Source organism: Bradyrhizobium sp. USDA 4452, assembly GCF_054063575.1.
The window spans coordinates 7,241,164-7,258,015 of sequence record NZ_JBSSGK010000001.1; the positions used below are offsets into that span (position 1 = coordinate 7,241,164).

A 16,852-nucleotide genomic window follows, 5' to 3' on the forward strand; every position below is an offset into this window, starting at 1 on the left:
CGACAGCAACGCGGAATCTCATGTAACTTCGCCCGCGTCGATGACCTGCCTGCATTCGAGTGCAATGTGATGGTGTGGGGAATGGTCTGGTACACCTATAAGGGAGCTGGCAGCGGCGACGCCCGCCTACGTCTTATTCCAGCATCGCGATCATCACGAATAACGTGGGTCGATGCCGGCGCGAGGTCCTATCAATTCACCCAAGGAGAACCGAGCGATGAGTCACACTGGAAACTGCTTTTGCGGCGCCGTCGAGCTCAAGGTCACTGGAGAGCCTGAGGCGATGGGTTACTGCCACTGCCGTTCATGCCGCTCCTGGTCCGGCGGCCCGGTGAATGCGTTCAGCCTATGGAAGCCCGAGGCGGTCGAGGTCACCAAGGGCGCCGATCATGTCGGGACGTACGAGAAGACCGCGATGAGCCAGCGGAAATACTGCACCAAGTGCGGCGGTCATCTGATGACGAACCACCCGACGCTTGGGCTCGTCGACGTTTTCACTGCAACGATCCCAACGCTGAAGTTCAGCCCCGGCGTTCACGTCAACTACTCCGAAGCGGTGCTGCCGATACGTGATGGCCTGCCGAAGCTAAAGGACTTTCCGGCCGAGTTCGGTGGCTCCGGCGAAGTGATCGCCGAATAGCGCGACGATTCTCGCGCGGGTGGCGACGGAGCGTCGCTACCCGCCGATGTTTATCCTTCCGCTGGCCGAACGCACCGACAGATCCGGTATCCGGCGGGTATCCGTGATGTTCGAATCGTTGGCCCGGGTCGGCGCTGCTCCTTGCTGGTGACAGCCATGTCAGGCGAAGGTCCCGCCCTGCAAAGTCCGGGTTTGGTTTTGGTGACGCCCTTCCGCTAAAAGGCAGGCAACGCCGGTCCTGGCTAGGGTCGTCGTATTTCACCTGACAAAAATAACAGAGGAAGCGTCAGATCATGACCAAACCAGAATTGCCGGGGCGCACGCCGCGCGGGGAGGGAGTTCCGACTGCGCTCGATGGCCTGCTGGTGGTCGACTTTACCCGCGTCGTCGCCGGCCCGGCCTGCACGCAAACGCTGGCCGACTTCGGGGCCGAGGTCATCAAGATCGAGAATCCGGACGGTGGGGACGACACGCGCGCCTACGAGCACGCTGAAATCGGCGGGGAGAGCGCCGCATATCTGAGCCTCAATCGTAACAAGCGTGGCATTGCGCTCGATTTCAACAATCCTGCGGCGCTCGAGGTCGCGCGCGCGTTGATCGCCAAGGCAGATGTCGTGGTGGAGAATTTCTCCGGCGGCGTGATGAAGAAATTTGGCCTCGACTATGCGTCGGTGGCGCCGACTAATCCGCGGCTGATCTATTGCTCGATCTCGGCCTATGGCCGCAAAGGCGATTTCGCGCTGCGCCCGGGCTTCGACCCTATTACGCAGGCCGAAAGCGGCTTCATGTCGCTGAACGGCTTTCCGGACGGCGAACCGGTGCGCACCGGGCCGCCGATCGTGGATATGGCGACCGGTATGTCGGCCTGCAACGCCATCCTGCTCGCCTTGATTGCGCGCGATCGGCTTGGTCGCGGGCAGCAGGTCGAGGTCGCGTTGATCGACACCGCGGTGTCGATGACGGGCTTCTACGGCATGGCCTATCTCATCAACGGCAATAACCCCGGCCGTTTCGGCAACTCACCGAACGGTTCGCCGACCGTCGGCGTCTACCGGGCGTCCGATGGGCCGCTCTATATGGCCTGCGCCAACGACCGTCTCTATCGCCGGCTCGTCACCGACGTACTCGAGCGCCCGGATCTCGTCACGGACCCCGAGTTTGCTCACCGCAAGGCGCGGACCGCCAACAAGGAGAAGCTGCGCGGCATCATCGCCAGCGTGTTTGCAAGCGACACACTCGAGCACTGGATGGCAAAGATGAAGAAGGCCAATATTCCGGTTGGCTATCTGCGTACCGTCGAGGAGGGCTTTAACGCACCCGAGGTGCGCGATCGTCATCGTCTGAGCAAGATCGCACATCCGACCGCCGGCTCGGTTCCGAACATCGAGTCGCCGGTCAATATGAGCCTGACACCGGCGGTCGATCCGGTTGCGGCTCCACTGCTCGGTCAGCACACCCGGGATGTGCTGAGCAAGACGCTTGGCTACGACGACCGGCGCATCGCCACGCTGGCCGAGGCAGGCGCGTTCGGCAAGCCAGGCAACACCGGCTGGCCGTTCAGCCTGAACCAAGGATCAGATGCGCGCTAGCCGCCCCTGAGGCGAGAAGGAAGCCTCTCGCCCCACTCGTGCCGATGGCCCTAGACCCGGAACTGGCCTGTTCGGACCTCAGTTCGGCTTGCTGCGCAAGTTGTTCCTTGGCATAGTTTCAACTTCCTCGGGCTCCGCCCGATCAATCTCGAGACGGGCCATTCGGAGTATCAAGGTTGCCGTGGTCAGGCCAAGGCGTTCGGCCTCTTGCGCTGCGGTGTCGACCTTCTGGGCCAAGCCTTCACGTTTACCTGGGTATGCCATTCGTAATCCTCACTTAAGGTGCGAGATGAAAAATCCCACATACGTTGCAGAGCTGCAGAACAAGCTCGGAGCTCCATCGAGCGAAACACTGGAAAGCCTGCGACTGTTGAAGGCCTTCCTTCGACTTGCGCCCGACCAGCGTTTCGAGGTCCTCGAGCTGGTCGAACGTTTGGCGGTTGAGCCGCCGCGCGATCCCTCACTGTCCTGAGGTGCTCGCAATCTCTCCTGTGCGTCAGTGGTTCAATGGTTTCGCAGGCGGCTGGATCGCAATCACATAGATTGCACCGCCTTCCAGCGCCTCGGATTGATGCCGGGTGCCGGCAGGCAGCAGGATGGTGTCGCCGGCGCCGACCACCTGCTCGCCGCCATCCCAAATGAAGTTCAACCGGCCACTGATGATCATCAGGATTTCATCGACCGGATGAGTATGGAAGTGATGCACCTTGCCGGCTGCATCATGCTGCAGCTCGACGGATCCCTGGGCCGGGAGCAGGTTCAGGATCTCCGGATCGATGGCAAATGCGGTCTTCGTGCCCGCGATGATCTGGGTCATGCTGCCTGCTCCTTGTTCGTGATAGGTGGCGTCTTGTTCTGCGCGAGCTTGGCGAAGGGGCAGCCTCCGCTCGCATTGTTGTCGTCGTGCAGGAAGTACTGCAGATACTCGCGGCCATCGGTCGCGCCGTAGCGGCCAAGAAGCGGAGAGGGGCTGGCGCTGTCGTAGGGGATCAGGCGCTTGCGTACCTCGGCGAACGCCGCGGTCGCGGCCTTTTCCGTCCCGAGGATCTTGTCGAACACCCAGCGCGGCTGGAACGTGAGCATGAAGGCACTGGATCGACGGCTCTGGCGCATCACATGGGCCGGTGTCGTGCACACGACGAAGATCGGCTCGCCCGCAAACGAGAACTCCCACATCGGATGGTCGATCTGTTCCGGAATCTCTGATGGCCACGGGTACTTGTCCAGGCGCGCGAGCTGATCGAGCGTCAGCCACATCTTGCGGTAATAGGCGTCGAGGGTCTGCACGGGGCGGGGCCGTGTGAACACGATCAAGGAGGTGTTAGGACCGAACGAGCGCGCCTCCGAAACATATCGTGCGAGCTGCTCGCCGAGCACCGCGACGTCATACGGATCGAGGAACAGATAGCGGAGCTGATCCTGTCGATGTCCGGTCACCCCGAACACGCAAGGGAATGGCCTCGCCTCGCTGCTCATCTGCGCTTCAAACTCGGAGAACATCACGCTTTGCCAGCTGCTGACCGGAAAGTTTGATGCAACTTCGCCTTTTCTCAAGAACAAGCGCTCCATAACACCCCCTACACTCATAACGACACTAACGAGCTATCAACTTGCTTCTCATCAGCAGCGGCCCGGCGATGCCGGGCAGCGACATGAGAAGCAGAATGACGATCAAGGCGCTGTAGCCGCCGTCACCGATCGCGGCCGCATTGTGCACGGCGTCGGTCCCGGAGGCGTTGCTGGCGGCAAGCATCGCGACGCCGATGATCGGCTGCGAGACGCCGGCGAAGATCCCGGCAGCGGTGGTGTTCACGGAAGCGCCGACACCGATCAGGTCGGAGGTATAGAGCTTCTTGACGCATTTCAGCACCAGCGGGACGGTGCCGCCGGCGACGAGCCCCAGGGCCGTGAACACGACGGTGACGTAGGCAAGACCAAATGTCCGGGCGATCGGCGGCAGCAGCATCGCGATCAGCAGCATGCGCAATACGCAAATGCCGATCAATGCGCGGTCGAGCGCCGCCGCGGCACGATCGGCAGCGTGACCGAGGAAGATCGAGCCGAGTGCATTGCCGATCATGAAGGCGAGCAGCGGCGTTCCGGCAGCGGTAGGAGAAATGTGGAAGAAGTGGGCGACCATCGGAATGCCCCAGACGCCCGACAAGGTCGTCACGACCGCGAAGTGCGACGCGAACGTCATTGCGCAGCCCCAGTTCGCGAGATGGGCCAGCGATTGCCGTGCAGCGATCACGACGCCCTTCAGCGTCTTGTTGCTATGCGATGCCGGATCCGGCTTGAGCGCGAGCTTGGCGAAGGCGAGGTTGGCAAGACCAATGCAGGCGATGACCAGGAAGCAGGCCCGCCAGCCTAATCCCGAGACGGCGGCTGCGAGCGGCGTGGTCGCAATCACGCCTCCGACATAGCCGGAGACCTGCGAAATGCCCGACATCATGCCGAACCGCTCGTCGGCAAAGCTTTGTGCCACGAGCTTCAGCATTGCCGTGAAGACCAGCGCATCGCCGCAGGCAATGATCAGGCGCGCGGCAAAAACGTCGAGCAGGTTCGGCGCCAGCGCGAACGCTGCGCTGCCGAGCGACGAGGCAATCATGCTGACGAGGACGACGCGTTTGACGCCGTACCGATCGACCAAAAGGCCGGCCGGGATCTGCATCAAGGTGTAGCCCCAGAAATAGCTCGAGGCGAGCATCGCAACACCGGCCGCATCGGTGTTGAAGTCGTGCATGAAACTGAGGCTTACCGATTGCGGCGACACGCGCTGCAGGAAGGCAATGGCATAGGCGACGGCCACCGCCATCCAGGCGAGATAGGCGCGGTCGGTGAGGCGCGACGCAGGGGCGTAAACGGCTTGTTGTCCGAGCATCGACATCACACCCTCGCGTAACCGACCGAGAAAAGGGCATCAGCGGAATTCGGAATTTTCCGCAACATCGCGGCATCGACCAGCGATGCGGTGCCACGATAAGCCTGCCGATGGTGCTTAATGTGGCCGTAGGCGCCACGCATGATCATGTCGGGCAGTTCGAGCGGCTTGCCCGGATAGAGCGAGGTGCACATCTCGACACAGGCGGCTTGCAGCGCCGGATCCTGCGCGCCATCGAGCAAAGATGGAGTCACTTTTTCGCAAATCTTAGCGTTCGCCGCCCATACGATCGGATTGCGGGTCCGCCAGCCGTAGAGCAGTTTGCCGTCGGCTCTCTCCGCGGCGCCCGAACACTTCAGGACTTCCGATGTGAAGAAGCCGTAGAATCCGCGCCCTTGATGTGCCGGAAGCACTTCCGTGCCGCTCCGATAGATTCCAAGTCCGGCCGACATCTGCAGGATGCGATAGACCGAGAAGGCGACGAGCCCGGAGCCGTCGTAGACGAGGATCAGGCTGTATTTTTTGTCGAAGGGCGAAGAGGTTGCCGTCCAGTGCGGCTCCGTGGCCTGCCAGTTGACGGCGATGATGTCGTTCATGGCGTCCATCAGTTGCTGACGGTCGCAGGCTTCGATCCGGGAGGCGTCGGGTAGACTGTAGATCGCATAGTCCGTCCAAGGCGATTTGACCGCCTCGTATTTGCTGCCCAGATTTCCCGACATGGCAGAACTCCAGAATTCCACCGCGAGCTATACAGGGCGGCCTCGAATGGCTTAAAGGACAATATGCCCTCGAAAACTGCCAAAGCGTCCCGGCCCGAGCCACGTGACAAGAAAGCGACCCGGTCGATCGCGATCGTCGCCTTTCCGGGCGTGACCTTGCTGGACATTTCCGGACCGGCGCAGGTGTTCGCTGAACTGGAGGCGATCGAACTGCCGGGGCCCGGATACTCGATATTCTATTTGTCGACCTCGGGCGGATTGGTGCCGACCGATGTCGGCATGATGATCGACACGGCGCCGGTCGCCAGTGTTGCGCCCGCCGAGGTTGATACGCTGGTAATCCCCGGCGGGCCCGGTATCTGGAAGATCCGCAACGACGCCGGGTTGATGGACTGGATTGCGGAGGCGCTGCCGAAGGCGCGCCGTATCGCATCAGTCTGCCTCGGCGCGTTTGCGCTGGCCTGGACCGGGATTCTGGACGGGAAGCGTGCTGCAACGCACTGGCGCTATTGTCCGCGTTTGCAGGACAGCTTTCCCAACATTCGCGTCGAGCCCAACGCGATTTTCGTCAAGGACGGACATGTCTGGTCGTCGGCGGGCGTCAGCGCCGGCATCGATCTGGCACTCGCGATGATCGAGGAGGATTTCGGCCACACCATCGCGCTCGATGTCGCGCGCAGGCTGGTGGTGTTTTTGAAGCGGCCGGGCGGTCAGAGCCAGTTCTCGACCGTCCTTGCAGCCCAGGCGTCGGACGTCGAGGGACGGTTCAGTGCGCTGCATGCCTGGATCATCGAGAACATCACTGAAGACCTCAAGGTCGAGACCCTCGCGGAAAAGGCCGGTATGACGCCGCGCACCTTTGCCCGAACCTATGTCAGCCGCACCGGCATGACACCCGCTAGCGGCGTCGAGGCGCTGCGCGTAGAGACGGCGCGCTTGCTGCTCGAAAGCCGCCAGATCGGCGGCGTGGTCGAGGTCGCAAAGCGCGCAGGATTTGGCGACGACGAACGAATGCGGCGGGCCTTCCTGCGCCACCTCGGCGTGTCGCCGACCGAGTACCGAAACCGGTTTTCGGGCAGCTAGCCCGTGTCGGACGGCTCAGTGCGGAGGCGTCGAAACCCGATCTATCTCACAAGCGAATAGCTGGCCTTCGCTGGCCGGTTGGGTGGGTCAAGGTGGTAGCTTTTCCGGTTTGTCTGCGGCTAATGTGCCGGCCAAATCGGGAGAAGAAACGACCATGAATGACGGGACCCCCATTCGGCAGGCGCGTAATGTTGAACTCGGCGCCAGCGGCGAGGAATTCCAGAACCTGCACGAGTTCGCGCAAAAGGCCCGCGCCAGGTTGAACCAGAATGCCTGGGACTACATCGTCGGCGCCTCGGAAACCGAGACCACGATGCGCCGCAACAGGATGGCGCTCGACGAGATCGCGTTCCGGCCGCGCGTGCTGCGCAACGTCATCAATGTGGATCCATCCACCGAGGTATTCGGCCGCAAGCTCCGGCTTCCCGTGATGATCGCGCCGGTCGGCGCGCTCGAGATCTTCGATCAGGCTGCTGGCGCAGCCGTCGCGCGCGGAGCGGGGACGTTCGGCGCGGCGCATATGCTGAGCTCGGTGTCGGAGCCTGGGCTGGAAAATACCGCCAAGGCGGCACCCGACGCCTTGCGCATCTTCCAGCTCTATGTGCGCGGCGACGATGCGTTCGTCGAGGATACGGTCGGCCGGACCATCGACAATGGTTACGCTGCGTTCTGCCTCACCGTGGACACCGCCCATTACAGCCGGCGTGAGCGCGACATCGCCAAGCGCTATGTGCGCGAAAGCCGCATCCGCGCCACTGGCGGCGATTTCCAGAAGGGGCTGGAATGGCGGACGGTGAAGTTGATCAAGGACAAGTTCAAGATTCCGCTCATTCTCAAGGGAATTGCCACCGCGGAAGACGCCAGGATCGCCCTCGACCACGGGGTCGACTGGATCTACGTCTCAAATCACGGCGGACGGCAGCTCGACCACGGGCGCGGATCGATGCACGTCCTGCCCGAGATCGTTCAGGCCGTCGCCGGCCGCGCCAAGATCATGGTCGATGGCTCGATCTGCCGCGGCACTGATATCGTGAAAGCCATCGTCTCGGGGGCCGACCTTGTCGGGATCGGCCGTTTGCAATGCTGGGCGCTCGCTGCGGCCGGCGAGGCAGGCATCGTCCGCATGCTCGAATTGCTGGAGGACGAGGTGATCCGCTGCCTCGGTCTGCTCGGCGTCACCAGCTTCGCCGAACTGGACAAGTCCTATCTGCATCCAGCGACGCCGACCAACCTGCCGAGCGTGTTCAGCGCATTCCCGCTGCTCGATATCGACCCTTACCGCTACTGAACCGCACCGCAGCGAGAGACACAAGGAGCGATGACGCGATCGGGGCTCCGGGCACCTCGATCGCGCCGTCAATCTGTGGTGTCCATGAAGCCGCCGCGGCAAAGACAAAGTCTGATCGAAATGCGGAGCTAGTGAGGTGAATGGCAGATAATCCATTCGCTGAATTTTCACTTGAACGCGCGATCGCCTTGCGATGGATCCTTCGCGATATCCAGGCCGGCAGGCTCAAATTGTCTCCGGTCAGTGACGAGGATTTGCGCGCTCTCACGGAGCTCGGTCTGGTCGAGCTGTATGACGACGAGCCCGAACTGACGGAGGCGGCGGCCGCGGTGCTGAACGACTGAACGGACCAATCGCCTAGCGCGCGTTCAGGAAGCTTTCGCCGGAATTGCATGGCGCGCACTGATAGGTCAGCACGTCGTAGACTTGGTCGCGCGGCTCGATCAAGGCAAGCCGCATTTGCGTGCCGCACTTCATGCAAGGCATCTCTATGCTGGTCTTGAAGCGGGTGCAGGTCGGTGTTGGACGGACGGCGCGTAGCATCGGATCCCCCTATTCCCCAAGAGACGCGAACGCGACCACGACGAGGTCGAATCACTATGCCACAGTGCTGACATGATTGGAATCGGTAGGTGGCGCGGTCTGCCCTGCTAGGTAATTTTTCCTCGGTTGGAGGAACGAGTGGGCGCTGTCATGGTTCGCGATACGGCGCTGACGTCGTCATAATCTATGCTAACTTGCCAGACACTTATTTCAGGGGCGCGATCATGATTGAGCCGAAGCTTGAAGTTCCCGCCGAGTTGCGCGATCTCGCGGAAAAGACCATCGACCAGGCCGAGAAAGCCTTCAGCCTGTTCTTTGATGCCGCAAGCAAGTCGATGACGGCGATGCCGGGCACCGGTACCGAGATCTCCAAACAGGCGCTGTCATTCACCGAGCAGAACATGAAGGCGGCGTTTGAGCACGCGCGCAAGCTCGTGCATGCCACGGATCTGCAGGAGGCGATGCGGATCCAGTCGGAATTCTTGCGCAGCCAGTTCACCAATGCCGGCGAACATATGCGTCAGATCAGCGGAAGCGTGATGTCCGCAACCAAGGACGCCACGAAGGGCAAGTTCTAGGGCGAGCGGCCCTTGCGGCGCGGTGACGTCTAGCGCCGGCGCGCGATGGCGATACCGAGCAGGAACGCGACAAACAGACTGGCGAGGGGCGCTTCACGCGTGACCGCGCTCACCGTGGCGAGGACGCCGCCCGGCCGGCGCGAGGTTGCGATCGCATCGCTGAGGCGGTCGGCCGCCGCTCGAAGTCCGTCCGACACCTCGGTGATGGTGCGCGAAACGTCCGTCGCGGTGTCGATCGCCCGCTCACCGAGCGTGGGCTGAAGCGGAGACTCGGGTGTTTCAGAGTTCATGTGTCGGCCGCGATTTCACTCAAGGGATGAGGTGGCCGTCCTGCTTATCCGGGCGTGCGCATTCTCGACGGTCACATATCATGAAAATTCAGCCGCCGGGAATTGGTTCCACCAACGTACGTCGCTTCCACATTGGGGAACCGGAAACTTAGCTGCCGCTCGCGGTTTATCTCCGTGAGGGAAACGGCGATGACAATGCAGGCGCATGGCATATCGGATGGCCGTTCGGTCAAGCATCGCAATCGGCACGGCGGAACGCCGCTGTGGATCGCTGCGCTGGTAGCGATCCTTGGCGTGCTGGGCATGCTGATGGTCGACCACGGTCCGTGGAGCAAGCCGAAGGTGCAGCCGGCCGCTTCCGCCAACTACTCAACGACCGGCGAGGCAGCACGTGCGGCCGGCGCAAAGGTGATGCCGACCGAGCCCAAGACACCGATTGAGCCAGATCCACCCGGTCCAAAGCCCGCCCAGCCGGCAAATCCGAGTACACCGCAATAGATGCGGGGCGTCCTTGAGATTGCATCCGACGCAAAGTGCAGGAAATGGCTGGTCGGGCAAATTAGCGGGACAAGGCTATAGTCGAAATACTGCAGGACGATCAGCGCACGCTGACGAGCATGCCCCACGCTGCGGCGAACCCGGCACCGACGAGAACCAGCACCGGACTGTCGCAGAAGAGACCGCCATACTGGCACATGGTGGCACCGATCGAACCTATCTCATGATGGCCCGCTGCATAGAACAGGCCGGACAGGACCGCGAGCACGGCAGCAACGAAATACATCGACGCTTCCTCCTTGCAATCTAATTGCGGCGCGGGTCGACCGACGCGAGCCAAAACTGTCCTGATGTCGATCTAAAAGATGTGGGCTGGTTGTCCCCTTGACGCGTCGGGCAACTCAGCGGCACACTGACATCATCGCAGCCAGGATACGGCGATCGGCGCCGGCTCGTGTCGCGATTCCGGATCATGCATCAACTTTCGATTAGGGCGGTTTCTCACCGTCGAAGGCGACGCGTCGTATTTTATCGATCGCATTCAGCTCTTAAAAACATTTGACACGTCGGGCAACTCAGGGGCATAATCCGAAAATCAGAAATTATTGAGCCCGCGCGGAGCAATCCGAAGCGGGCTTTTTGTTTGCCGTTTCACCAATCGGACGGCGGCCGCAACGTCACGACGCCACATCCTCCCAGCCCGTCGCCTGAGCGTCGCAAGCGAGCCGCCGTCCGAACCCGTTGAAACGAGCACGAAATTGACCGGCGCGCGCGAACGCGCCGGTCCAGCGGCGCGGCGCAAGCCGGCGCCGCCAGCGGCCCCACTCGTCAGGGATAAGGTTCGCGCCCCAAAGATCGCCATCCGTTGCGCGATCTGCCGCACATTCATCCACCGCAGGCGCCGCGCGAGCGCCGGCTCTTCTGCACAAAAGCTCCTGAAACCATGCGCAACAAATGCCCGGGTTTGTGGGCGCTGCTGCGCGGCATTTGCTCGTATACTCTAGAGAGCAGATGCGCCGCTGATTGCTGGCGATGAACCGCGGGTGTTGTAAGCTCGCCTGGTTCAATCATGAGCGGTTGGGGTGATGTCTCATCTAAATCGCCTTCCGCGGGGACAATTCATGGACGCCGAGCAGATTGTCCGCGCGACACCGATGATCAATCATCTCTCCACGATTGCTGCTATCGGGTGCGTGTTTCCAACGTATTTTCTCCATCTCCGTCCGGCGACTTACAGATTGATCCTGTCTGTGGGATTATCTTCGGCCTTTCGACGTTGGCGATCGGGATTACGGCGCTGCTCGTTGGCCCGTTCGACGATTTCGTTCGTGATACTGCAATCGGTACACTTGTGTCGTTCTCACCGCTCGTTGTTGTCCTGACCGCAATTCTTGTGGGGATCAAGTGGATCTCACGCGTCGTCTTGTGGAACACGATTGTCTTGACTTCCCTCATTTTGGATTGGGCGGGAGTCTGGGCCTACTTCTGGGCTCTTTCGTAAGTACTCGTAAACCGACATGAAACGCATACCCCAAAGAGATTGATCATGGCCTCTGCTCCGTCATACGGCAAGAAAACCCTGGCCTTGGTTCAATCGATGGTACCCCAGATCACCGCTGCGGCAGCGAGGTATGGAGTACCTGCAGAGGCCATTGCCGGAGCTTTGGCTCAAGAGCAATTCGATCAGACCGCAAGCTACGAAAATGAGATGAAGGCCTACCTCTCGTCTCTCTACGCAGACACGTCTCTTGGCATCGATTACGCGCGAGGGCTGGCAAGGAACCTATTTAATGCGGAGCGGGGAGCCTCGGACTACATCTCGGAAGATATCGTGCCAATCCCAACGCGATAACGGTTGGATCGGATGTCTGGACGAAATTCTTCAACCCGCTGCTGGTCGATTGCGGTCTCGCCGGCATGAATTTCACAACGCTATTCAGGCAATTCTGAAAAATCCAAATGATCCCGCCTTCGCGCCCTATGCGAAGAATCTATACTCGGCGGGCGTCGCCTTGCAGAATGGCAGCGACAAAGCGCTGACAGCATCAGCGATCGCTGCATATTTGCAGCACGGTCTTGGCGTTTATCAATCCAACATGAGCATCAATGGAGACCCGACGACGGGGATCAACGCTTGGAACGGCTTAAGCCCGGAACTGCAACGCGCACTGCTTGTTCAGTTCTACAAGCAAGGTCCGACTCCAGCGCGGGTGCTGAGAAACAAGTGGAATGCTGTGCAGCGCGGTGTTGCTACGTTCCGCAGATCGGTGCTGACGGAGCTGGCGCGACATATCTGGCAAACCAATCCGCGGTGGCGCAGGCGTTGGCTGACGGACCTGCCGACTTTGCGGACCGCTGGAGCGCGGTGCCGGCATCCGCTGCGAGCGGCGGCCCAGCTCGATCATTCGCTGCGCTACCCGGCGATGTTTCGCAGGTGGAGGCCGGTAAGAAAGCGGCTATTCGGCACTTGGTCCGTGTACCGGTTGCGGGCGAGGGGCAAACTGCATTCGATGTAGGAGCGCCGGCCGTGCCGTTGGTTCCGTCCGCGTCGATTTCCTCTACTGGCCGGCCCGCTGCGTTCGATGAACGGTTTCCTGCGTCCTCTCCTCCGGCAGCTGCGCCCTCGGCAGCGGCGAGACCGCTGAGTCCGTTCAGCGGACAGCCCATGCGATACCTGCCGCCGTCGGTGTTGCGTGTTCCGGACAATTCCGATGTTCCGGAGACGGATTTCAATGATTGGCTGGCCGGCCGGCCTGATCAGGCCACGTCCTCGTCAGTGACGGTCCGTGGGCGACCACCGCAGCGAGGTGGTAGCTCGGTGCCAATGCAGTCCTGGCTCATCGGCGGCAGGTTTGTCGATCTTGAAAATTCGCACCGCAAAAATGTACAAGCCGCTGTAGCAGGTGGCGCATCGAACGCTTCCGCTTCATCTCGCAAAAACGTTTGACACGTCGGGCAACTCAGGGGCATAATCCGAAAATCAGAAATTGTTGGGCCCGCACGGAGCAATCCGCGGCGGGCTTTTTGTTTGCCGTTTCGCCAATCGGACGGCGGCCGCAACGTCACGACGCCACATCCTCCCAGCCCGTCGCCTGAGCGTCGCGAGCGAGCCGCCGTCCGAACCGATTGAAACGGGCACGAAATTGGCCGGCGCGCGCGAACGCGACGGTCCTGCGGCGCGGCGTAAGCCGGCGCCGCCAGCGGCCCCACACGTCAGGGATAAGGTTCGCGCCCCAAAGATCGCCGCCCGCTGCGCGATCTGCCGCACATTCTATTCGATGGCCGCATCGCGCGTTGACGGCCGATCAACGAGGTTCGCATGACTGCCTATCTGATATCGCTCGCGCTTGCGGGCCTGATCGCCATTGCATTGTCGGAGTTCGCATGAGCGCAGAGATCATACAGTTCATCCCCCGTCCGCGTCACGAAGGCGAGCGAACGGATTTTCCGACGATCGCATTTCGCTCGGTGGTGCCCGATCCTGACACGAATGATGCCGATACGGCTCCGAGTGAATATCTCCCGTCCGATTGGGAGGAGAAGTGAGTGGCGAGGACGACTACGCAGATCCGTTCGCTTGCGCGGAGCCATACGAGAAGCGCACTCAACGCACTGGTCGGCGTGATGCGATCGACCAGCGCCACTCCGGCTGCCCGCGTCTCCGCGGCCAATGCCATCCTCGATCGCGGCTGGGGCAAAGCGCCGCAGGCGATCGAAAACGCTGACGGGGCGCTCGAACTTGTGCACCGCATCGAGCGCATCATCGTTGAACCCGAGGAGATTGACGGCGAAGATGCCTGAGAGCAGCGGCCCGTCCGATTTGGGCTGACTTTGTCGACGACCCCGCCAAAACGTTCAATCACGTCGATGCGAAGCCGAACCACTGTCGTGGCCGGCTCTTGCATCGTGGGCCTCGTTCTACGGGACCGCTCTACCAACGCGTTGCCCGGCATGATATCTACCATGGCGTGTCCGAGCGGAGCGGTGCCATTGTGCGATGATGCGGCCTAGTCGGTCGGTAGCGGCCAGTGCGGCCGCGTGCTCGATGATCTGGAAATGCGATCCAACGAACCGGGCATGAGTTGGTAAATCACTGCAAAGCGGGGGCAGCCATGCGAAATTTCGTTCTCTTGTTTGCAAGTCTCGTCGTTCTTGTCGATGCGACCTTGCCGATGAGTGCCGAGCAATCTTCTGAACAAGCGGGTGCGCCGGCGTCGAGAGTCAAGACCTGCAGCGAGTCGTTTTCACGCGACGCTACTGCGGAATTCAATGCACGGTGCGTGGCGTTGGCGGGGCCGTTGGCCGCAATGCGAGGCAACACTCTCGTTCTTCGCATGGATAGCGGCAGCCGGAAAATATTCGATAACAAGAACGGATTCGGAAGGAGTGAAGGAGGATTTGGTTACGGCCTTGCCGACTTCTATCCATCGACACGTATTTTTGTCGTTTGTGACCACGGAGCGGACGGTGGTCAATGCGCGGCTATCGAGGGAAGAACAGGTCGCGAGCTCGATTTCGGAAATGCGTTTCCTCAATTTTCTCCAGACGGGAATCTAGTGCTCACCGAGGAAGGCGGCGAGGACGAAACAAGCTTTGCGATTCTCGACGTTCGAGGCAAAAAGCAGCGTCCAGTTTGGACGTCGAAAGAAAGCAAGACTCCCTTGCCCGCAAAAGCGACCTTTGTCGCGTGGATCGATGACAAAACGATCAAGCTTGAGAGCCCCGACAAGAAGCCCGTGGTTTTGACCCAAGGTTCAGACGGAACGTGGAGCGTCAACGCTGCGCCTTAGCCGCTGCAGGGGCGGCTCATTGGCGATGAGCGGGCGCCGACCCGATCTGAGAGCCATTTTCTGGCCGATGTAGATCTAAGAACCTGTCAAATGGCTGCGATTGACGAGTCGTTCGCCAATTGCCTGTCCGCGGTCCGTGCCGCTAACCTCACTGCAATGAGCGATCGGCCGCGCAATCCCGGGATTGTGACGCAGATCGTCTGCGCGAGGGCGTTGCCGCCGAAGACGGGCTTACAGTCATCGTCAACGGTCCGCCGCGACCGTTGCGCCAATGACGATCAGGAGTACTTTGCAAAGGAGACCTGAATTGAATTTACGAGACATCATAAACATGATGCTGCCTCCGATTGATGGCCGCAATGGACATGTCACGGGACGATCGGGCCACTTTGGCGCCGGACGAGCGGAAGGTCGAGTGAAGCCACCGTCGTCGGACCCCCATATCGGCGTTGACATGAATTATCTTGGAGGGCAGACGGGAATAAACCTTCAACATCCGCTGGTGCATTCGCCCGTGTCAGGTGTCGTGACTAGGGCGGGGGGCGGGAGGACAAATACCATTGCGATTAGAGATTACAACGGCAATTCCCACGAGATTCTTCATACTCAGAGTCAAATTGTGAAGGAAGGCTAGAAGGTGTTCGCAGGTGACCTCATCGGCAAGATGGGCAATGTGGGTACGAAAGATCAACATGCCCATTATCAGATTTACGGTCCCGACGATCCACGCCGTCAGAATCCCATTAATCCGCACGTCTTCTGGAATCATCCGTTCTTTCCGGACCAGGAGCGTTTTGTTCCAAGATCGCCTAGTCTCGTACCGCTCGAGTCCCCAATACCTGATCCTACCTATAATTACCTAAATCCCGCGCCTAGCGAGTCTGATGCCGTTCGCGGGTTCGGTACTGGCGGACGATTCATGCAGGGATCGGCTACATCGTCGCGACCACTTTACGAGACGCAGTCGTTCGTTGCGCCACCCGATGACCCCTCGCAAGAACAGGCCAACGAGCAAGCACCTGTCCGGAGCCTCGTGCGCGTGTCGCCGACGGGTGAGAGCCAAGCTGCTTTCGACGGGGGAGCGTCTGCTGTGCCGTTCGTTCCGTCGGCTTCGATTCGGCAGGTGGGTCGGCCCGCGACATTCGACGAACGCTTCGGGGCTGTCGCGGGCGCGCCGCCGGCTTCGATCAGGCCGCTGAGCCCGTTCAGCGGACAGCCAATGCGATATCTGCCGCCGTCAGTGTTTGGCATTCCGGACGCTTCCGGCGCGCCGGAAATGAGTTTGAATGACTGGCTCGCCGGTCTCGCCAGAGCGCGCCTGCGCCAATGATGCTTCAAGCCGGACGATCGCCGTGAGGCGGGCGAGCAAGCCGTCGTGCATTACCGAGAGCAGCCTTGTCGATCCTGAAAATTCCAACCGCAAAAGTGTTCGAGCCGCTGCTTCGGCCGGCGCGATACAAGGGGGCATTCGGCGGCCGAGGATCGGGAAAATGCGTGATCTGGGACAAGGTTCTCGGCCTTGGCACGACGCCGCAACTTGCGGGAGATGTGAGCACCTGGGCTGGCATGATCATGGGCTTCTACTTTGGAAAGCGTACGTTTGAGAATGTCGCCCGCATCATACGACGGTGATCCGATGCATGCAGCTGATGTCAGGGCAATCGTGATGGAAACGTTGATCGAACAGGATCGGGTGCGCCGAAGCGACATCGACGCGGTCGTGGTCAAGACCATCGCGACAGTCTTGACTTCATTCGGATTCGAAGAAGGTGATCGACGGGAGCTGCGCGCGGATTTCCAGCACCTTCGGCGGTGGCGACGGAGCGTGGAGCAGGCGCAAAGTTATACATTCAAGGCGGTTATCACCGTGATCGCTACCGGCTTTCTCGGCGCCGTTTGGCTGGGGATCAAAGCCACGCTCGGGAAATAATTCGTGTTGCAGCTGGAGTGGGC

Annotated in this window: 24 protein-coding genes; 17 read left to right on the forward strand and 7 right to left on the reverse strand. The window is 60.8% G+C overall.

All coding sequences use genetic code 11. The features are described from left to right. The first annotated feature begins 217 nt into the window (after positions 1-217). The 3 genes from ACVISU_RS34025 (at position 218) to ACVISU_RS34035 (ending at position 2,701) form a co-directional block, all read left to right on the forward strand. Positions 218-640, forward strand: a complete 423-nt coding sequence (locus tag ACVISU_RS34025) for a GFA family protein (protein ID WP_050405284.1) — start codon at positions 218-220, stop codon at positions 638-640. Between the two features lie 293 nt (positions 641-933). After that, the gene (locus ACVISU_RS34030) at positions 934-2,229 is read left to right on the forward strand and encodes a CaiB/BaiF CoA transferase family protein (RefSeq protein ID WP_430641561.1); all 1,296 of its coding nucleotides are present in this window, start codon (positions 934-936) and stop codon (positions 2,227-2,229) included. A 289-nt stretch (positions 2,230-2,518) separates the two neighbouring features. After that, positions 2,519-2,701, forward strand: coding sequence for a hypothetical protein (locus ACVISU_RS34035; RefSeq protein ID WP_050405287.1), 183 nt, complete (start codon positions 2,519-2,521; stop codon positions 2,699-2,701). A 24-nt stretch (positions 2,702-2,725) separates the two neighbouring features. On the opposite strand, the gene ACVISU_RS34040 is transcribed toward ACVISU_RS34035, so the two are convergent. The 4 genes from ACVISU_RS34040 to ACVISU_RS34055 form a co-directional block, all read right to left on the reverse strand. Beyond that, entirely contained in the window at positions 2,726-3,046 is a 321-nt protein-coding gene (locus ACVISU_RS34040; RefSeq protein WP_050405288.1) for a cupin domain-containing protein, read from the reverse strand. Next, positions 3,043-3,729, reverse strand: coding sequence for a YqcI/YcgG family protein (locus tag ACVISU_RS34045; RefSeq protein WP_244522006.1), 687 nt, complete (start codon positions 3,727-3,729; stop codon positions 3,043-3,045). The genes ACVISU_RS34040 and ACVISU_RS34045 overlap by 4 nt, the downstream gene beginning before the upstream one ends. Positions 3,730-3,823: 94 nt before the next feature. After that, positions 3,824-5,116 carry an MFS transporter gene (locus ACVISU_RS34050; RefSeq protein ID WP_456709856.1) on the reverse strand — a complete coding sequence of 431 codons (1,293 nt, stop codon included), beginning with the start codon at positions 5,114-5,116 and terminating at the stop codon, positions 3,824-3,826. Beyond that, entirely contained in the window at positions 5,116-5,850 is a 735-nt protein-coding gene (locus ACVISU_RS34055) for a hypothetical protein (protein ID WP_456709857.1), read from the reverse strand. The genes ACVISU_RS34050 and ACVISU_RS34055 overlap by 1 nt, the downstream gene beginning before the upstream one ends. A gap of 42 nt (positions 5,851-5,892) precedes the next feature. Here ACVISU_RS34055 and ACVISU_RS34060 point away from each other — a divergent pair, with 42 nt between their 5' ends. The 3 genes from ACVISU_RS34060 to ACVISU_RS34070 all read left to right on the forward strand — a co-directional run bounded on the left by ACVISU_RS34060 (position 5,893) and on the right by ACVISU_RS34070 (position 8,544). Beyond that, a complete protein-coding gene (locus ACVISU_RS34060; protein WP_456709858.1) occupies positions 5,893-6,912 on the forward strand; it encodes a GlxA family transcriptional regulator in 1,020 nt (339 codons plus the stop codon). A gap of 154 nt (positions 6,913-7,066) precedes the next feature. Further along, positions 7,067-8,200, forward strand: a complete 1,134-nt coding sequence (locus tag ACVISU_RS34065) for an alpha-hydroxy acid oxidase (RefSeq protein WP_456709859.1) — start codon at positions 7,067-7,069, stop codon at positions 8,198-8,200. A gap of 140 nt (positions 8,201-8,340) precedes the next feature. Next, positions 8,341-8,544 carry a hypothetical protein gene (locus ACVISU_RS34070; protein ID WP_456709860.1) on the forward strand — a complete coding sequence of 68 codons (204 nt, stop codon included), beginning with the start codon at positions 8,341-8,343 and terminating at the stop codon, positions 8,542-8,544. Between the two features lie 13 nt (positions 8,545-8,557). On the opposite strand, the gene ACVISU_RS34075 is transcribed toward ACVISU_RS34070, so the two are convergent. Continuing rightward, positions 8,558-8,743: a hypothetical protein gene (locus ACVISU_RS34075; protein ID WP_050419149.1), complete on the reverse strand. Its 186-nt coding sequence runs from the start codon at positions 8,741-8,743 to the stop codon at positions 8,558-8,560. 224 nt (positions 8,744-8,967) lie between these two features. On the opposite strand from ACVISU_RS34075, the gene ACVISU_RS34080 reads away from it, so the two are divergent. After that, the gene (locus tag ACVISU_RS34080; RefSeq protein ID WP_029079996.1) at positions 8,968-9,321 is read left to right on the forward strand and encodes a phasin; all 354 of its coding nucleotides are present in this window, start codon (positions 8,968-8,970) and stop codon (positions 9,319-9,321) included. A gap of 29 nt (positions 9,322-9,350) precedes the next feature. Here ACVISU_RS34080 and ACVISU_RS34085 read toward each other — a convergent pair whose 3' ends face one another. Next, positions 9,351-9,611: a hypothetical protein gene (locus tag ACVISU_RS34085; protein WP_050405295.1), complete on the reverse strand. Its 261-nt coding sequence runs from the start codon at positions 9,609-9,611 to the stop codon at positions 9,351-9,353. A 195-nt stretch (positions 9,612-9,806) separates the two neighbouring features. On the opposite strand from ACVISU_RS34085, the gene ACVISU_RS34090 reads away from it, so the two are divergent. After that, on the forward strand, positions 9,807-10,109 hold the full coding sequence (locus tag ACVISU_RS34090; protein WP_050405346.1) for a hypothetical protein: 303 nt from the start codon (positions 9,807-9,809) through the stop codon (positions 10,107-10,109). A 100-nt stretch (positions 10,110-10,209) separates the two neighbouring features. Here ACVISU_RS34090 and ACVISU_RS34095 read toward each other — a convergent pair whose 3' ends face one another. After that, the gene (locus ACVISU_RS34095; protein WP_050405296.1) at positions 10,210-10,395 is read right to left on the reverse strand and encodes a hypothetical protein; all 186 of its coding nucleotides are present in this window, start codon (positions 10,393-10,395) and stop codon (positions 10,210-10,212) included. Between the two features lie 783 nt (positions 10,396-11,178). Between ACVISU_RS34095 and ACVISU_RS34100 the strand changes: the two genes are divergently transcribed. From ACVISU_RS34100 to ACVISU_RS34140, 9 genes are all read left to right on the forward strand, one after another. Beyond that, positions 11,179-11,610 (forward strand): hypothetical protein, encoded by a 432-nt coding sequence (locus ACVISU_RS34100; protein ID WP_456709861.1) that lies wholly within the window; start codon positions 11,179-11,181, stop codon positions 11,608-11,610. 45 nt (positions 11,611-11,655) lie between these two features. Next, entirely contained in the window at positions 11,656-11,961 is a 306-nt protein-coding gene (locus ACVISU_RS34105) for a hypothetical protein (RefSeq protein WP_456709862.1), read from the forward strand. 49 nt (positions 11,962-12,010) lie between these two features. Beyond that, complete coding sequence (locus ACVISU_RS34110) at positions 12,011-12,625, forward strand: hypothetical protein (protein ID WP_456709863.1); 615 nt, start codon at positions 12,011-12,013, stop codon at positions 12,623-12,625. An 868-nt stretch (positions 12,626-13,493) separates the two neighbouring features. Further along, positions 13,494-13,655 carry a hypothetical protein gene (locus tag ACVISU_RS34115; RefSeq protein ID WP_157113429.1) on the forward strand — a complete coding sequence of 54 codons (162 nt, stop codon included), beginning with the start codon at positions 13,494-13,496 and terminating at the stop codon, positions 13,653-13,655. Beyond that, positions 13,656-13,910: a hypothetical protein gene (locus ACVISU_RS34120; protein ID WP_050405297.1), complete on the forward strand. Its 255-nt coding sequence runs from the start codon at positions 13,656-13,658 to the stop codon at positions 13,908-13,910. It abuts the gene before it with no gap. A gap of 311 nt (positions 13,911-14,221) precedes the next feature. After that, complete coding sequence (locus ACVISU_RS34125) at positions 14,222-14,899, forward strand: hypothetical protein (protein ID WP_157113430.1); 678 nt, start codon at positions 14,222-14,224, stop codon at positions 14,897-14,899. Between the two features lie 637 nt (positions 14,900-15,536). Next, positions 15,537-16,229, forward strand: coding sequence for a hypothetical protein (locus ACVISU_RS34130; RefSeq protein ID WP_456709864.1), 693 nt, complete (start codon positions 15,537-15,539; stop codon positions 16,227-16,229). A gap of 65 nt (positions 16,230-16,294) precedes the next feature. Continuing rightward, positions 16,295-16,531, forward strand: a complete 237-nt coding sequence (locus tag ACVISU_RS34135) for a hypothetical protein (protein WP_050405301.1) — start codon at positions 16,295-16,297, stop codon at positions 16,529-16,531. A 34-nt stretch (positions 16,532-16,565) separates the two neighbouring features. Then, entirely contained in the window at positions 16,566-16,829 is a 264-nt protein-coding gene (locus ACVISU_RS34140) for a hypothetical protein (protein ID WP_050405347.1), read from the forward strand. Positions 16,830-16,852: the final 23 nt, after the last annotated feature.

Bases quoted from the DNA above. Each gene is read 5' to 3' on its own strand.
- ACVISU_RS34140 (WP_050405347.1), top strand. From the start codon at position 16,566: ATGGAAACGTTGATCGAACAGGATCGGGTGCGCCGAAGCGACATCGAC.
- ACVISU_RS34025 (WP_050405284.1), top strand. From the start codon at position 218: ATGAGTCACACTGGAAACTGCTTTTGCGGCGCCGTCGAGCTCAAGGTC.
- ACVISU_RS34040 (WP_050405288.1), bottom strand. From the start codon at position 3,046: ATGACCCAGATCATCGCGGGCACGAAGACCGCATTTGCCATCGATCCG.
- ACVISU_RS34095 (WP_050405296.1), bottom strand. From the start codon at position 10,395: ATGTATTTCGTTGCTGCCGTGCTCGCGGTCCTGTCCGGCCTGTTCTAT.
- ACVISU_RS34045 (WP_244522006.1), bottom strand. From the start codon at position 3,729: ATGTTCTCCGAGTTTGAAGCGCAGATGAGCAGCGAGGCGAGGCCATTC.
- ACVISU_RS34030 (WP_430641561.1), top strand. From the start codon at position 934: ATGACCAAACCAGAATTGCCGGGGCGCACGCCGCGCGGGGAGGGAGTT.
- ACVISU_RS34035 (WP_050405287.1), top strand. From the start codon at position 2,519: ATGAAAAATCCCACATACGTTGCAGAGCTGCAGAACAAGCTCGGAGCT.
- ACVISU_RS34050 (WP_456709856.1), bottom strand. From the start codon at position 5,116: ATGTCGATGCTCGGACAACAAGCCGTTTACGCCCCTGCGTCGCGCCTC.
- ACVISU_RS34105 (WP_456709862.1), top strand. From the start codon at position 11,656: ATGGCCTCTGCTCCGTCATACGGCAAGAAAACCCTGGCCTTGGTTCAA.
- ACVISU_RS34100 (WP_456709861.1), top strand. From the start codon at position 11,179: ATGAGCGGTTGGGGTGATGTCTCATCTAAATCGCCTTCCGCGGGGACA.
- ACVISU_RS34075 (WP_050419149.1), bottom strand. From the start codon at position 8,743: ATGCTACGCGCCGTCCGTCCAACACCGACCTGCACCCGCTTCAAGACC.
- ACVISU_RS34125 (WP_157113430.1), top strand. From the start codon at position 14,222: ATGCGAAATTTCGTTCTCTTGTTTGCAAGTCTCGTCGTTCTTGTCGAT.
- ACVISU_RS34115 (WP_157113429.1), top strand. From the start codon at position 13,494: ATGAGCGCAGAGATCATACAGTTCATCCCCCGTCCGCGTCACGAAGGC.
- ACVISU_RS34085 (WP_050405295.1), bottom strand. From the start codon at position 9,611: ATGAACTCTGAAACACCCGAGTCTCCGCTTCAGCCCACGCTCGGTGAG.
- ACVISU_RS34060 (WP_456709858.1), top strand. From the start codon at position 5,893: ATGCCCTCGAAAACTGCCAAAGCGTCCCGGCCCGAGCCACGTGACAAG.
- ACVISU_RS34080 (WP_029079996.1), top strand. From the start codon at position 8,968: ATGATTGAGCCGAAGCTTGAAGTTCCCGCCGAGTTGCGCGATCTCGCG.
- ACVISU_RS34065 (WP_456709859.1), top strand. From the start codon at position 7,067: ATGAATGACGGGACCCCCATTCGGCAGGCGCGTAATGTTGAACTCGGC.
- ACVISU_RS34070 (WP_456709860.1), top strand. From the start codon at position 8,341: ATGGCAGATAATCCATTCGCTGAATTTTCACTTGAACGCGCGATCGCC.
- ACVISU_RS34090 (WP_050405346.1), top strand. From the start codon at position 9,807: ATGCAGGCGCATGGCATATCGGATGGCCGTTCGGTCAAGCATCGCAAT.